The 14,246-nt window shown below is 65.9% G+C and carries 14 protein-coding genes; 4 read left to right on the top strand and 10 right to left on the bottom strand.

The features are described from left to right. Positions 1-134: 134 nt before the first annotated feature. Positions 135-761 (top strand): TetR/AcrR family transcriptional regulator, encoded by a 627-nt coding sequence (locus tag A5709_RS10160; RefSeq protein WP_068119754.1) that lies wholly within the window; start codon positions 135-137, stop codon positions 759-761. Between the two features lie 655 nt (positions 762-1,416). Here the strand turns inward: A5709_RS10160 and A5709_RS10155 are convergent. The 5 genes from A5709_RS10155 to A5709_RS10140 all read right to left on the bottom strand — a co-directional run bounded on the left by A5709_RS10155 (position 1,417) and on the right by A5709_RS10140 (position 5,256). Then, complete coding sequence (locus A5709_RS10155) at positions 1,417-1,803, bottom strand: DUF732 domain-containing protein (RefSeq protein WP_156673446.1); 387 nt, start codon at positions 1,801-1,803, stop codon at positions 1,417-1,419. Positions 1,804-1,962: 159 nt separating this feature from the next. Next, positions 1,963-2,628, bottom strand: a complete 666-nt coding sequence (locus A5709_RS10150) for a CAP domain-containing protein (RefSeq protein WP_068012462.1) — start codon at positions 2,626-2,628, stop codon at positions 1,963-1,965. A 644-nt stretch (positions 2,629-3,272) separates the two neighbouring features. Beyond that, positions 3,273-3,506 carry a hypothetical protein gene (locus A5709_RS10145; protein WP_068119737.1) on the bottom strand — a complete coding sequence of 78 codons (234 nt, stop codon included), beginning with the start codon at positions 3,504-3,506 and terminating at the stop codon, positions 3,273-3,275. A 46-nt stretch (positions 3,507-3,552) separates the two neighbouring features. Continuing rightward, positions 3,553-3,693, bottom strand: a complete 141-nt coding sequence (locus A5709_RS27970; RefSeq protein WP_156673444.1) for a hypothetical protein — start codon at positions 3,691-3,693, stop codon at positions 3,553-3,555. Between the two features lie 84 nt (positions 3,694-3,777). Next, entirely contained in the window at positions 3,778-5,256 is a 1,479-nt protein-coding gene (locus A5709_RS10140; protein WP_067951466.1) for a DUF4185 domain-containing protein, read from the bottom strand. Positions 5,257-5,834: 578 nt separating this feature from the next. On the opposite strand from A5709_RS10140, the gene A5709_RS10135 reads away from it, so the two are divergent. Genes A5709_RS10135 through A5709_RS10125 form a run of 3 tightly spaced genes read left to right on the top strand, consistent with a single transcriptional unit; the run spans position 5,835 to position 9,062 of the window. Continuing rightward, positions 5,835-7,061: an acetyl-CoA acetyltransferase gene (locus tag A5709_RS10135; protein ID WP_068119735.1), complete on the top strand. Its 1,227-nt coding sequence runs from the start codon at positions 5,835-5,837 to the stop codon at positions 7,059-7,061. Position 7,062: 1 nt separating this feature from the next. Beyond that, positions 7,063-8,577: a carotenoid oxygenase family protein gene (locus tag A5709_RS10130; RefSeq protein ID WP_067951470.1), complete on the top strand. Its 1,515-nt coding sequence runs from the start codon at positions 7,063-7,065 to the stop codon at positions 8,575-8,577. Beyond that, positions 8,577-9,062, top strand: coding sequence for a VOC family protein (locus A5709_RS10125; RefSeq protein ID WP_068012452.1), 486 nt, complete (start codon positions 8,577-8,579; stop codon positions 9,060-9,062). The genes A5709_RS10130 and A5709_RS10125 overlap by 1 nt, the downstream gene beginning before the upstream one ends. Before the next feature lie 4 nt (positions 9,063-9,066). Here A5709_RS10125 and A5709_RS10120 read toward each other — a convergent pair whose 3' ends face one another. From A5709_RS10120 to A5709_RS10100, 5 genes are all read right to left on the bottom strand, one after another. Beyond that, positions 9,067-9,501, bottom strand: a complete 435-nt coding sequence (locus A5709_RS10120) for a hypothetical protein (RefSeq protein WP_067951474.1) — start codon at positions 9,499-9,501, stop codon at positions 9,067-9,069. A gap of 64 nt (positions 9,502-9,565) precedes the next feature. Beyond that, complete coding sequence (locus A5709_RS10115) at positions 9,566-10,036, bottom strand: SRPBCC family protein (protein WP_068012450.1); 471 nt, start codon at positions 10,034-10,036, stop codon at positions 9,566-9,568. Between the two features lie 4 nt (positions 10,037-10,040). Then, entirely contained in the window at positions 10,041-10,229 is a 189-nt protein-coding gene (locus A5709_RS10110; RefSeq protein ID WP_067951478.1) for an antitoxin, read from the bottom strand. A gap of 26 nt (positions 10,230-10,255) precedes the next feature. Beyond that, positions 10,256-12,643 (bottom strand): cation-translocating P-type ATPase, encoded by a 2,388-nt coding sequence (locus A5709_RS10105; RefSeq protein WP_068119733.1) that lies wholly within the window; start codon positions 12,641-12,643, stop codon positions 10,256-10,258. After that, complete coding sequence (locus A5709_RS10100; RefSeq protein ID WP_068119732.1) at positions 12,640-14,217, bottom strand: serine hydrolase; 1,578 nt, start codon at positions 14,215-14,217, stop codon at positions 12,640-12,642. The genes A5709_RS10105 and A5709_RS10100 overlap by 4 nt, the downstream gene beginning before the upstream one ends. Between the last annotated feature and the right edge of the window lie 29 nt (positions 14,218-14,246).

Here is a 14,246-nt window from a genome sequence, read left to right as displayed (position 1 = left end):
TCGATCGTTGCTAACGGTTAGCTATACGCGGGAAACGTCGCTGCTAAGTGTCCCGACGCCCATTGCCGGCGTGCCAGGCGGATGCCGACCATGAGCTGCATCAATGCTCTGCCCGAAGGCTTTAGGGTGCAGTGGTGACCGATCAGCCGAGTGATCGACATGGGAATTCGCGTGCCTCAGACTCGCAAGCAGACGAGGAGGCCCGCGAACGGCTGCTCGCCGCAGCCGATGCGTGCTATGAGGACAAAGGGCCGACGCGCACCCGGATGGGTGACGTTGCCCGTCGCGCTGGCGTGCATCGGTCGACCGTGTACTACTACTTCCCGACCAAAGACGCGCTCTTGGCTGCGTCCTTCCTACGGGTGCTGACGTCTACCCTAAATGGGGTCGAAGAGTGCTGGCAGACTGACGAACCGTTTCTTGCTCAGCTAGTCGCGGCATGCCTCCGCGGCACTCACGTCGCTCGCAACTCGGCAGTGATGCGCTCGCTCGTCGACGACCATGAAGGCCTAGGCGCTGCCTATCGCGCCGCAGAGGGCTCGGAGCTATGGCGAGCAAGGCTTGCCGATGCCCTTGTGCGGCGGCTCGAGACGGCGGCCGCCGCGGGCGAGATTCGTCAGGATCTGTCCCCCGACACTCTCGCGCGCTGGATTGTCCGGGTGACCTTCAGCCTTGTCACTGAACCCGCCCAGCCGGAAGACGGCGGTGATGACGGCGTTCTGCGCAACCTGCTAGTCGCCTCACTAATGCCTCGTCTGTAGGCCGACGCGCGGTGTGACAGACGCCCTTCGACAGGGCACTTGGACAGCTCCAAAGCCGCCCGAACCGCGCCACGCCGACCGAAATCGGACGTAATGGCAATCTTCAGCCCAAATCGCTTCGGTTGCAGCCTTTCTATGCAGTCCCGGAACGCGCTGCTCGGCCGGCCTAGGCGATCAATGCGGCTACCGCAACTCGTACCCGGCCGAAGATCGTTTCGGGACAACGCATCCCGGCGGAGGTGCAGGCGTTCGACGACGAACGGGTGGCGCGATGTTTGCGTTCGGGATGCTCTGGTGGGGTCGAGGTTACGAAAAACACCCGGACCCTGCCGCTTTCACACAGTGCCTACGGCGGATTATGGCCGGGTCACCTTGGTTCCCATGTGGCATAGGGCAACGCTTAAGAACCCAACGAGCGGGGTGAGCTGATGCAGAAGCGGTTTAGCAACGTGTCAGCAGCCCTTCTAATCGCGGTTGGCGTCGTCGCATGCGCGTCGTCATAGAACGCAACGGCACCCGGAACGTTGTCCGGCGGAGCAGCACCACTAACGATCAACGATCGAGCTTCTCCCCAGACCGACTCGACTTACGATTCGCGGTCGGCGGCTTTCAAGCCAGGCCTGGTGACCGCCCAGCAGTGAAGTGAGTTTGGCATTCACGGCGGTGGCGGAATGTAGTTTGCCGCAGACTTACGCAGCTGCCAGATCAGGTTGGGGCATAGCTCCTGCGCGGCCTGACTTATCAGGTATGTCGCCTGGTATTCGTCAGATTTGTTGAAGTCCGCCTTGACGTCTCGGGCGATGCTGGCATAGCTGTCGCCTCTGGCGATCTTGGCGCAGATCCCCTGGCCATAGGCGATAGCCTGGTCGGCACTGGCGAAGTTGTACCCCGGTCGAACCGTTACGTTCAACAAATACGCCACTGAGTCAGCTCGCGCTGGGGTGACAGCCACAGCGGCAGCCCAGCCCATCGCGAGGGCCGTGATAGTGACCGCTCCGGCCGAGCGATTCCGCCGACTCATCAGAAGTAAAGAGTAATACATCTATCTACTTTTCGCATTCCGACTGCGTCGCAGTGCACTGCTTCACGCTAAAGCCGCCGCGCGCGAGCGCACCGTAAGTGCCGTGGTCGCCGGGTCACCAGCCTGAATGTTCCGACGCACTCAACGGTTCGGCACCACCGATGAGATCCGAGTCGAGCTTTATTCGGGTGGCTGCGCCGGCGGCGGGTACACGCCCCTCAAGATCCATGGCAGCCATCTGATACCAAACTCGAGTTCGTCGCTGGCGTCATAGTCGGGGCTGGGATCTAGTGGAATGTTCTGCCCTTCGGTGCTCGGAGGCGGTTTTCCCCCACTCCCTTGAGGCTGGCCGTAGACCGCCACGACCACAGTGCGATCCGGACTATTCAAAGACCAGACTCCCATTTGGCTGTTGGCGCAATTCGACATGATATTGAGGTTCTCGGGGTCGTGGTACCACCGGTTGATCAAGTCGTTGCCGCTGATGGCGATGGACTGGTTGATCGCAACCGTCTCTGCCACCGGACCATTGAACCCGGCCCGATTAGCCCGATCTTGCGGGGTGGAACCGTCTGAGCCAATGTCCCCATCGAGGGCCCGGTTGTTCAGCACGTCCTCGGTGTGCCGCTGCGCGGCGAGTTGCAGTTGCGGGTTGATCCTGACGTCGTTTTTGCACCCCGACTGGTGCTGAACCGTGTAGACGTTGGCGACAACACTGTCATTGAGTCGCTTATTGTTCGGTATCAGCGTGTTGTTGTCCCCATCCGCATTCGCGATGGGAGGTCCCACGAGGACTCCGGTGGCGAAAGCCACCGCGGTCGAAAGGGATAGGGCTCGATACCGCATGTCCAAGTCCTCATGAACCGAGAGGTGGCAGGGGACGGCACTCAGCGGCGCTGGTGGTGTGGCGAGGGACCGCCATGGCCGCAGTCGCACCCTCGAATTCAATGGTGTCGATGGAGCGCTCGAGCACTCTCGAATCTCCTAAACAGGTTGCAATAACAGCTATTCGGACTCGTCGGCCGTCGTCGCCAGCGTGCTGTTGACCATCTGAAACCTAGCCAGTGAACGACCCGAGCCTGCCCCGCATGAAAGTAGGCTACCCAGAACGTCGCCGCGGCGTCCAGAGCTAATAAGCAAAATATTTATCTGTTATCCGTAAACGTTACGCCGGTCTTCCGCGACGGTGCCTGTTCTGCGGTGGCGCGACGTCCTGCTTCGCCTTGGCAGCCGGCGGAAGCGCGCGCACCCATCACGAGCAGATCCGAGGCCACATCGTCGGTGTCGCGGCTGAACTCCTTACCCAGGACGGTCCGAGCACACTGACCACCCCGGCCGTAGCGGCCGCTGCCGGTGTGCCGGCGCCAGTCTGCAGACGGAAGTGCGCGCTCGGCCGCGCTCCGCCTTCGGGCTGACCACGGCGCGCTGGCGATTCTCGGTCCGCTGAGCGCACGCTGATACGTAAGTGGCTCGACCGCGTAGCCAAACGCCTAAGGCTTGATCCCGTAACCCTCGCCGTCGTCAGCCAGGTAGATCACGTCGTACCAGCGTCGAGGCGGTTGGGCGGCTGTGTCGAACTCCTCGGTGGCGGTTGCCCGCTCCAGCCGAACATCCGTCAAAAGCGGATTGTGCACGCGGATATAGTCTTCAAGCTCAGCAAGCAACGCTTCGCCCGTCAGTGTCATGTCCGCGAGCGCCTTTGCTTCACGCTTCGCCCAACTCACGCGTACATACTGCCCCTGCCGTCGCGGCCGGCGCCGACGCACTGGGCTATGTCGCCATCCGCCCGTCGAGCATGATGCCGAGCCGGACCGCGCCGTCGCGGCGGCGCACGCCCTCGATGCGCACCTCGATGTCTGGCCGCCGCGGCTTCCCGGCGGTCGACGTGGCCGGGTTCTCGAAAGTGATCATCCTCGATCTCCTCTCTCGCTAGGCCCCCGCTTCATTCAGGGTGCGCCTGCTTTACCGACTATTCGGGGTGCGACACGATCACGATTAGGGCAAGACGGTGTGCATCAGCATCACGTCGTATGCCGACCACAGCGACAGGTTGAAGTACAGGTCCCGCCCCGACGACCAGGGGTGAATCATCGGCGCATAGATGCCGCCGGGCATCGAGAAGGACGACACGAGCGGCTGCTCAGGGCTCCACGGCCCCTGCGGTGCCGGCGCGGTGCGTGCCACCACGTCGTTGCTGCCGCCGTTGGTGTAGAGCACCAGGTATTGCTTGAGATAGCTGTTGTACTGCGCCGACATTTCGCCCACCGGCCCCGGGAAGATCGGCGTCGCCGCGCCCGGGTTGTTGGGCACCCAGCGGCCGCCGTTGTCGCCGTTCCAGTACTGGTACTTGGTGAGGTCGGGCAACTGACCCGGCGGCACCCGCGACAGGAACGCAGCACCGCCGCGCCCCGACGGAGTCCCGAATTGATACAGGTAGCCGTCGTTGCCCTTCATGAAGGCACCCATTTGGAAGTTTTCGTTACCGGGGGTGAAGCCGGCTCCCGGAATGGCGTCCGCGGAGGCCGTGCGGATCGAGGTGGGGAAAATGCCCCAGTTCTGGCCGTTGTCGTTGGACCGTGCGATCGCCGAGTAGTTCGTGCTCCATTCGCCGTCTCGGCCCCACTGCCGGATCGACATGTAGCTCATGTACTGCGTCCTGCCGATCGAGATGCCGGCGGTCGGAATGATCCCCGTCTCGTGGGCGGCCTTATGGATGGTGTTGACGACCTGCTTGGACAGGCTCGGCGCCCACACCGGTGAACCGGAGTACCGGTCGTTGGGGACGCCCTCCGCGATGTGGATTCCATGCGACAGATCCCGGTCCGAGCTGCGGAACAGCGTGTTGTAGCGCCACTGTTGACCCTTGACCTTGCAGTAGCCGAAGGTGTCGCCGAAGGCCATCAGCACCTGACGGTTCACCGGATCCCCGTTGTCCCAAGCGATACCGAGGTCGGTGCCGGAAATGCTGAAACGCTGCAAAGTCTTGTTCGGGCCGTCGGGTCCGGTCACCCAGTCGACGAGCGATGTGGGCGCCCCGGCAATCGAGACGGGCGGCGCCTCCGCCGGCGGCTGCGGCGGCGGGACCGGGGCCGCGTTGGGCTGCAACTGGCCGGCGTTGGGCGGTTGTGGCAGACCGGGGACGGGAGGATTTGGGCCGGGCGGAAGGACCTCCGCTTGCGGTCGCATCGGCGCGGCCTGTCGAGGGGCCGCCGGCTTGAGGAATGAGGAGATCAGCGGTCCCAGCCTGGGCAGGGGCGCCTGGTCATTGGTGTGAGTGGGTCTGCGCCCGGTGGGTGGTTGGACGACGGGCTGGGGTGCGGGCACGGCCGGCTGCGCGGCCGGTGGTTCCACATTCGCTTCGGGTGCCCCGCACGGGGTGGCATTGGCCGTCGGCGCCGGGCCGACCACGTAGACGAGTCCGACAGCGGCCGCCGACGCCATCGATAGCGACACACTTCGAAGAATCGCCGACATGTAACACCTTTCGAGCTGCGGGGACACCGCATTGACGTCCGTAGTTGGCTCATGTGACGATAGTGACTAGCGCGACTGTTGTGACTAGTGATGCGTCGATAGGTACGCATCCGTGACCGTGTCGAAACACCACCCCAAGGGGGCAGCCACCGCCCTCCTAACCCGCTTCCTCGCCAGGCCCGGCGCGGCCCTTCTCCCCGCCGGTGGCGTCCGCCGCGCAGCGACAAGCTCACCCACCCGCCCCGGCCGTCAGTCAAACGAGACGGGCATATCCGCGCCCGCCCGATTCGCGGTGCCCGGCACGGTCCCAACCCGGATGCGAGCCGCCCGCGACAAACCCGAAGCGTTCAAAATGGTTTCGCCGCGCACGGCATCAGGTTGAGTCCGCATGTTTGTCTGCCGCCGTACGGGGCAATGTTCCATGAGAGGCGAACGCGTCGGCCGGCCTTCGCGTACGCCTAGGTCCCGTCGGTTCAGCCCGAGAGCCGACGGGGCCGCCCCATTTCGGGCACCTTCTCGACCGCGAGCGCCTGCGATACGCCTGAACGATGAGGTTTTCCAGGAGTACCGTGCGGCGTATGGATGACTCGGCGGGCGTGTGGATCCTGGGCGGTTGGCAAACCGATTTCGCCCGCAACCTCACCAAGGAGGGCCGCGACTTCGCCGACCTGACCGCGGAGGTCGTCCAGGGCACGCTCGCCTCGGCCAGGGTGGACCCAGCCGAGATCCAAGTGGTCCATGTCGCGAACGCCTTCGGGGAGATGTTCGCCGGCCAGGGTCACCTCGGGGCGATGCCGGCCACGGTCTGCGCCGAACTCTGGGACATTCCCGCCTCCCGGCACGAGGCAGCGTGCGCGTCCGGCAGCATCGCGACGCTGTCGGCGATCGCCGACCTGCGGTCGGGCGCGTACGACACCGCGCTGGTGGTGGGGGTTGAGCTCGAGAAGACGGTGCCCGGCGACACCGCGGCCCAGCACCTGGGTGCGGCCGCGTGGACGGGTCACGAGGGCGCCGACGCGCGTTACCTGTGGCCGTCGATGTTCGCCCAAGTCGCCGACGAGTACGACCGGCGCTATGGCTTGGACGACGCACACCTGCGGGCGATCGCGCAGCTGAACTTCGCCAACGCGCGGCGTAACCCCAACGCCCAGACACGTGGATGGACGGTCCCCGACCCCATCACCGACGACGACGCCGCCAATCCGATCACCGAGGGCCGGTTGCGGCGCTTCGACTGCAGCCAAATGACCGACGGCGCCGCTGGATTGGTTTTGGTCGGCGCCGACTATCTGCGCGACCATCCGGATGCGCGCCCGATCGGGCGCATCGAGGGCTGGGGGCACCGGACGGTGGGGCTGGGTCTGCGGCAGAAGCTGGACCGGGCCGCTGACGACCCCTACGTCCTTCCGCACGTGCGGGCCGCGGTGCACGACGCGCTGGCCCGCGCCCGCCTGAGCCTCGACCACCTCGACGGGTACGAGGTGCACGACTGCTTCACCCCCAGCGAGTATCTGGCCATCGACCACATCGGGCTGACCGGCCCCGGTGAGTCATGGAAGGCCATCGAAAACGGCGAGATCGAGATCGGCGGCCGGCTGCCGATCAACCCCAGCGGCGGGCTGATCGGCGGCGGTCATCCTGTCGGGGCTTCCGGCGTGCGCATGCTGCTCGACGCGGCCAAGCAGGTCAGCGGCGCGGCCGGGGAGTATCAGGTAGACGGCGCGAAAACGTTCGGCACCCTCAACTTCGGCGGCAGCACCGCCACCACGGTCAGTTTCATTGTCAGGACAGCAGAAAGCGTGTGACATGGACGTTGAGATCGTCGGAAAGTTCCTGTCCACGCTGCCCGAGGACGACGACCACCCGTACCGGACCGGGCCGTGGCGTCCCCAGACCACCGAGTGGGACGCCGACGACCTCACCGCCGTGGAAGGGGAAATCCCGCGCGACCTCGACGGCATCTACCTGCGTAACACCGAGAATCCGCTGCACCCGGCGCTGAAGACCTATCACCCGTTCGACGGCGACGGCATGCTGCACATGGTCGGGTTCCGCGACGGAAAGGCCTTCTACCGCAACCGCTTTGTCCGCACCGACGGCTTCCTGGCCGAGAACGAAGCCGCTGGCCCGCTGTGGCCGGGGCTGGCCGAGCCGGTGCAATTGGCCAAGCGCGAGGAGGGGTGGGGGGCCCGCACCCGGATGAAGGACGCGTCGAGCACCGACGTCATCGTGCACCGGGGCGTCGCACTGACCAGCTTCTACCAATGCGGCGACCTCTACCGGGTCAATCCATACTCGGGCGAGACGCTGGGCAAGGAAAGCTGGAACGGGCGCTTCCCGACCGATTGGGGCGTGTCCGCGCACCCGAAGGTGGACGGCAAAACCGGTGAATTGCTGTTCTTCAACTACAGCAAGCGGGAGCCGTACATGCGCTACGGCGTGGTCGACGAGAACAGCGAGCTGGTCCACTACATGGACATCCCGCTGCCAGGGCCGCGACTGCCGCACGATATGGCGTTCACCGAAAACTACGTGATTCTCAACGATTTTCCGCTGTTCTGGGACCCCGCCCTGCTCGAGCACGACGTGCACCTGCCGCGCTTCTACCCCGACATCCCATCGCGGTTCGCGATCCTCCCCCGCCGCGGTGGGACCGGTGACATCCGGTGGTTCGAGGCGGCCCCGACGTTCGTGCTGCACTTCGTCAACGCCTACGAGGACGGTGACGAGATCGTCCTCGACGGCTTCTTCGAGGACGACCCCTCCCCGCTGGACACCGGCGGGTCGAAGTGGGACAAGCTGTTTCGGTTCCTGGCGCTCGATCGCCTGCAGTCGCGGCTGCATCGTTGGCGTTTCAACCTGACCACCGGGGCGGTGCGGGAGGAGCGGCTCTCGGAGTCCATCACCGAGTTCGGCACCATCAACCCGGACTATGCCGCGGGCGACTACCGCTACGCCTATGCCGCCACCGGCAAGCCGGGCTGGTTCTTGTTCGACGGGCTGGTCAAACACGACCTGCGCACCGGGAACCAACAGGAATTCCGCTTCGGCGACGGCGTCTATGGAAGCGAGACGGCGATGGCGCCACGGGTCGGCGCCACCGGTGAGGACGACGGTTACCTGGTCACGCTCACCACCGACATGAACACCGACGCCTCCTATTGCGTGGTCTTCGACGCCGCCCGGATCGCCGATGGCCCGGTGTGCAAACTCCAACTGCCGGAGCGTATTTCGAGCGGTACCCATTCGACGTGGGCCGCCGGCCACCAGCTGCGGCGCTGGGATACCGCCGAGTCGGCGGCAAGCGCGGTCGGCTTGTGATGGCCGCCCAGCATCCTCGCCGCACCACGCACTGGCCGGTACAGCTGGCGTCGATCGGCGGCATTCGCTTCGCGCGCCGGTCGGCGAACTTCCAGGAGACGGTGCGGTTCTACCGAGAGCTGGTCGGCTTGCCGCTCTTCGAAACCTTCGGTGACAGTTACGGCAGCAACGGCGCCATCTTCGGCCTGCCCAGTTGGAATCTGACCCTGGAGATCGTGGAATCCGGCGAGGCCGTCGCCGTGGACCACCACGAACAGCTGTGCCTGTACTTCCCCGACCAGCAGGCGCAACAGGCGGCGATCGCCCGCCTGCAAGCGGCGGGGATCGACCCCGTCGACCAGCATCCGTACTGGGCGGCGACGGGCGCCGTCACCTACCGCGACCCGGACGGTCGCGAAATCGTGTTCGCGCCCTTCGTGTTCGGCGTCAACGAGCCGAGCGACAGCTTGGCCTCGGGAACGCACGAGTTCCCCTCGCCCCCCTGAGGTCTCAGCGGCCGGACCGACCGGAAGCCAGCGCCGCGATGACCGCCGCAACCGAGCAGATGACCGCACACACCGCCGCGACCGCCCCGACGTACAGGCCGTATTGGGCCGATACCGGCGGATTGACGTTGAGCTTGTAGTACCACGCTGTCAGCGCGACGATCAACAGCGAAATCACCAGCGCGCCAACCGAAGCGAGCCTGACCGACAGCCCGCGGCCGACCATCGCCCCGGTCACCAACAGCGCGGAGGACAGCAGGACGATGAGCTGGCCCGCGCCGAACCCCCGCGGCAGTTCCAAGTTTCCGTGGGCGCCTCCGATGGCGTTTGCCCAGCCCCCGCCGTTGACCGCCGTCGTCAACCACGGCAGCCAGGCGCTGGCCGAAATCACCAAGGCGAAGAGCGCCACCAGCCAACCAGGGCGCAGCCGCCGAGTCATGCAAGCGAGATTAGCCGACTTGGGACCGACCTCGGCGCCGTCACGCTCGCGTGGCGCCCGTCGGTCAGTGACGACCGCCGGAGCCGTTCATCCCGGGGTCGGGGCGGGTGAATACCGTGACGAAGTTCTGCAGCGACATGTCGATGTCGCCACGCAGCGCGGCGGCGACGATCATGCCGATGGGCCCGAACAGGGCGGGGCCACCGAGGTGGACGTCGAAGCTGACGATCGAGCCCTCTTCCGCGGGCTGAACTTTGGCCATCAGCTTGACCTTGACGCCGCCGACGCCGTCACCGTTGAGCGTCATGCCTTCCGGCGGCTTGTAGCGCACGACCGTCCACCTGATTCGGTTGTACATGCCCTTGACTTCGACGATCGACTCCACGACCGTGCCCTTGTCGATGTCATCGGGCAGCTTGCTGCGCCACACGCGGTGGATTGTCAGCCAATCTTTGTACCGGGACAGGTCGGAGGCATGCTTCCAGGCCACCTCGGGTGGCAGCGGGACGTCGATGGATCCGGAGAGTTTCGCCATGAGCTCAGTTCTGGTCGTCGCCTTTGGCCGCGGACTCGGCCGCTTTCTTGGCCTCTTCTTGCACCTTGTGGATGGTGTCGGAGTACTTGCCCTGTGTCTTCTCGTCGACGAATTCGCCGGCCTTATCGATCGCGGTTCCGACCTTGTCGGCGTTCTGCGACAGCAGGTCTTTGGCCTTGTCCAGGAATCCCATGTACCCGTCCTTTCCCCGCCGAAATCCTACTTGGCCGGTGGCTCGCCCCACAGCCGCGGCTGCAGGCCCAGCACCCGTGCCCGGACCCACCACATCACCTCAATGGCGCCGGCGCCCAGCAAGCCGATCCCCACCGCGGTCGACGTCACCACGACATCGGAGGGGTCGAGCAGGAACGCCCGGCGGGCCAGCGGGATGCTGAAGATCACCACGTAGGCCAGGCCGGAGCCGATCACCAGCGCTACCCGCCACCACTGGTAGGGGCGCGCGACCACGGCGAGCACCCACAGCGCCGTCATCAGCAGCGTGATGAGGGCCGCGGTAGACGCCTGCTCCTGTTGCTGGAACGTCGCGTGCCGGCCGTGATAGGCCACCAGGTAGGACCCGAAAGTCGCGGTGCCGACGATGAGCCCGGAGGGTAGCGCGGAGCTCAGCACCCGACGCACGAAACCCGGGTAGGCGCGTTCGTTATTGGGGGCGAGCGACAGGATGAACGACGGGATCCCGATGGTGAACCACGCCGCGATGGTGACGTGGATCGGCTGAAACGGGTACAGCAGGGGGTCGGCGTCGAGCGGTTTCGAGAGCAGGCATTCGATGCCGACCAGCAGCGCCAGCAGCACCGAGTAGACGGTCTTGGTCAAGAACAGGTTGGCGACCCGCTCGATGTTGCCGATCACGCGCCTGCCCTCGCCGACGACATACGGCAGGGTGGCAAACCTGTTGTCCAGCAACACGATCTGGGCGACCGCGCGTGACGCCGGGCTGCCGGAACCCATGGCGACGCCGATGTCGGCATCCTTGAGCGCCAGGACGTCGTTGACGCCGTCGCCGGTCATCGCGACCGTATGCCCGTGCGATTGCAGGGCGTGCACCATCGCCCGCTTCTGGTCGGGCCGCACCCGGCCGAAGGTGGTGCAGGCGTCCAGCGCGTCGGCCAATTGCGCGGGTTCCGCCGGCAGCCGGCGTGCGTCCATCGTCTCCCCGCGCAGCCCGAGCTTGTCGGCGACGGCACCGACCGACACCGCGTTGTCGCCGGAAATGACTTTGACCGAAACACCTTGCTCGGCAAAATAATCCAGGGTGTCCGCGGCGTCCGGGCGCACCCGCTGCTCGAGAACCACCAGCGCGACGGGGGTGACCCGGCCCGGCGCGTCCGGATGGTCGACGGCGACGTCGCCCGTGCCGACCAGCAGCACCCGCAACCCCTGCGCGCCGATCCGCTCGGCCTGCTCGGCCGCCGTCGACTCCGGATCAAGCAGCACGTCCGGCGCCCCGATCACCCAGTTGCCGTCATCCCCGAAGGACACCCCGCTCCACTTGGTGGCCGACTTGAACGGCGCGGTGGCCGTGGCGATCCAGTCGGGCGGGCGCTGGTAGCTTTCGGCGATCGCCTGCATGCTGGCATTGGGCCGCGGGTCGGCGGCGGCCAACGCGGCTAGGGCGTCCGCGACCCGGTGCCGCTGTGCCGCGTCGAGTTCCTCGACGCCCGCCACGCGCATGCCGTTCTCGGTCAGGGTGCCCGTCTTGTCCGCGCAGACCACATCGACCCGGGCGAGTCCCTCGATCGCCGGCAGCTCCTGCACGAGGCACCGCCGTTGCCCCAGCCGGATCACCCCGACGGCGAACGCGACCGACGTCAGCAAGACCAACCCTTCTGGCACCATCGGGACCAGCGCGCCCACGGTACGGAGCACGGACTGCCGCCAGCCCGCGTGCGTGGTGAAAAACTGGGTGTAGATCGTCAGCAGGCCGGCCGGCACCAACAGGTAGGTGATGAACTGCAGGATCCGGTTAATCCCGTTGCGCAGTTCGGATTTGACCAACGTGAACTTGCTGGCCTCCTCGGCGAGCTTGGCGGCATAGGCCTCCGGCCCGACCTTGGTGGCGCGGTAGGCGCCCGTGCCCGCCACGACGAAGCTGCCCGACATGACCGCATCGCCGGTTGCCTTGGCCATCGGATCGGCCTCCCCGGTCAGCAACGACTCGTCGACCTCGAGATTCGCCTCTTCGACGATCTCGCCGTCGACGACGACTTGGTCCCCCGGGCCGAGTTCGATGATGTCGTCGAGCACCACCTCGGAAGGCAGCAGGGTGCGCGTACCGGATTGCCTGCGCACCAACGGTTTCGCCTGCCCGACGATGGCCAGGGCATCCAGCGTCCGCTTGGCACGAATCTCCTGGACCATGCCGACGACGCTGTTGGCGATGATGAGCAGGCCGAACATCCCGTTGATCAACGAGCCGGTCGCCAGCACGATCAGCAGCAACACCCCCAGTATCGCGTTGATCCGGGTGAAGACGTTGGCCCGCACGATGTCCGTGATGCTGCGGGTGGCGCGTTCGCGGACCGCGTTGCTCTTACCGTCGGCGACCCGCTGCGCCACCTCGGCATCGGTCAGTCCGGCGATCATCGGGTGAACGTTCCCAGCTTGTCCGCGTCGTAGTACTCCAGGTTTAGGGTCCGTCCAGAAAATGTGGCCTTGGAAACGGTTCCGGGCGGGGCGTTTTCGTCGGTCAAACCGAAGGTGAAGGTGTCGCCGTCCCAGTGCGTCAGCGTGACCATCCGGTTCTTGGGGCCCATCGCCAGCTGCAGCGAGCCGTCGTGTTCGGTGACGACGGCCGGGCCCCAGTAATCGCTGGCATACACGCCGGCGTAGTCGCCGAGCGGCCTGGCCGGCGCGGGGCTGGCCGGTGGCTGCTTGCCGACCAGCGATCCCCCCGGGTTGTTCAGCCAGCCGATCGCCTTCTTGTACAGAGCCGCCCAATCCTCACGGATCTGGCCGTACTGCACGAGATCCATGAATTCGGCGGTCAGCGTCTCCGGGATGCCGTAGGGCGCGCCATTCGTCAGCGCGATGATGCCCAAGTCCTCCGAGGGCATCACCACGAAGTTTGTCGCCGCCCCCAAATCGAAAGCGCCGGAATGGCTGTATTCGGTGCGCCCAGACGAGTCGACCGACGCGTTGAAGCCGTAGCCGTAGAACCCGGAGCGCGCCCGGGGCGTTTTCGCGGGCGCCGAAACCGTCTGGGGGCTGGTGGCGGCCAGCAAGGCTTCGGGCGAGGCGATCCGCTGGCCGTTGTAAGTTCCGTTGCCCAGCAACATCATCAGCCAGCGGGCCATGTCGTTGACCGACGAGCTCACTCCGCCCGCGGGTGACTGGGGATCGGGGTCGCGCTGGAATCGGGCCTCCCACCTTTCGGCGATCTTGATGTGGTTGACCGCATGGTTGGGTCGTGCGACGAAGTCGGCGAACCGCGAACTGGTCGACGTCATCCCCAGGGGGCGGTAGAGCACCTCGTTGGACAGGTCCTCCCAGGACTTGCCCGCCGCGGCGGCCACCGCCTCGGCCGCTGCGGTTACCCCATAGTTGGTGTAGGCGTAGCTGATTCGGAACGGGGCCAGCGGCAGGTACTTCAGCCGTTCCAGGGTCTGCCGACGGTCGTAGCCCAAGTCTTCGAGTTTGTCACCGGCGTGGTCGGGCAGCCCGGAGCGATGCGAGTACAGGTCGGCGACGGTGGCGTGGCCCGTGACGTAGGGATCGCTCAGCGTGAACCACGGCAGCTTGGATGCCACCGGGGTGTCCCACGCGACAACGTTGTCGCTGACCTCGTGCGCGACCACCGTCGAGCCGACCGACTTGGACACCGAGGCCAACTGGAAAACGGTGTCGGCGTCCACCTTGTTGTCCTGACCCTCCCCCTTGCCCACATCCTTGACGCCGAATCCTTTGGCGTACAGCACCTTTCCACCGTGAACGATGGCGACGGCCATGCCCGGGACACCGGTGCTCTTCATCAGGTCGCCGACCAGGCCGTCGACCTTGGCGACCGCCTCGTCGATACGGCCGGCGGGGATCGCGAGGCCCGACACCTCGTTGGGGGGCGCGTCCGAAAGCGCGGGCCGGCTGGATGCCTGTCGGGTGGCCCCACAACCGGTCAGACCGAGCAGCACCGTGGCAACGGCCGCGGCCGCGCGTTTCGTCATGGCGGAACTCTAACGCCCGGGGTCGGCAG

Source organism: Mycobacterium sp. E1386, assembly GCF_001672745.1.
Taxonomy (GTDB): domain Bacteria; phylum Actinomycetota; class Actinomycetes; order Mycobacteriales; family Mycobacteriaceae; genus Mycobacterium.
The sequence above is the reverse complement of the archived record's forward strand: the minus strand, read 5'-3'. Positions and strand labels throughout refer to the sequence as shown.

Coding starts and splice junctions, on each gene's coding strand:
- A5709_RS10150 (WP_068012462.1), bottom strand. CDS start 2,628: ATGCGGTATCGAGCCCTATCCCTTTCGACCGCGGTGGCTTTCGCCACC.
- A5709_RS10135 (WP_068119735.1), top strand. CDS start 5,835: ATGGATGACTCGGCGGGCGTGTGGATCCTGGGCGGTTGGCAAACCGAT.
- A5709_RS10130 (WP_067951470.1), top strand. CDS start 7,063: ATGGACGTTGAGATCGTCGGAAAGTTCCTGTCCACGCTGCCCGAGGAC.
- A5709_RS10155 (WP_156673446.1), bottom strand. CDS start 1,803: ATGTATTACTCTTTACTTCTGATGAGTCGGCGGAATCGCTCGGCCGGA.
- A5709_RS10105 (WP_068119733.1), bottom strand. CDS start 12,643: ATGATCGCCGGACTGACCGATGCCGAGGTGGCGCAGCGGGTCGCCGAC.
- A5709_RS10140 (WP_067951466.1), bottom strand. CDS start 5,256: ATGTCGGCGATTCTTCGAAGTGTGTCGCTATCGATGGCGTCGGCGGCC.
- A5709_RS10115 (WP_068012450.1), bottom strand. CDS start 10,036: ATGGCGAAACTCTCCGGATCCATCGACGTCCCGCTGCCACCCGAGGTG.
- A5709_RS10120 (WP_067951474.1), bottom strand. CDS start 9,501: ATGACTCGGCGGCTGCGCCCTGGTTGGCTGGTGGCGCTCTTCGCCTTG.
- A5709_RS10100 (WP_068119732.1), bottom strand. CDS start 14,217: ATGACGAAACGCGCGGCCGCGGCCGTTGCCACGGTGCTGCTCGGTCTG.
- A5709_RS10110 (WP_067951478.1), bottom strand. CDS start 10,229: ATGGGATTCCTGGACAAGGCCAAAGACCTGCTGTCGCAGAACGCCGAC.
- A5709_RS27970 (WP_156673444.1), bottom strand. CDS start 3,693: ATGATCACTTTCGAGAACCCGGCCACGTCGACCGCCGGGAAGCCGCGG.
- A5709_RS10125 (WP_068012452.1), top strand. CDS start 8,577: ATGGCCGCCCAGCATCCTCGCCGCACCACGCACTGGCCGGTACAGCTG.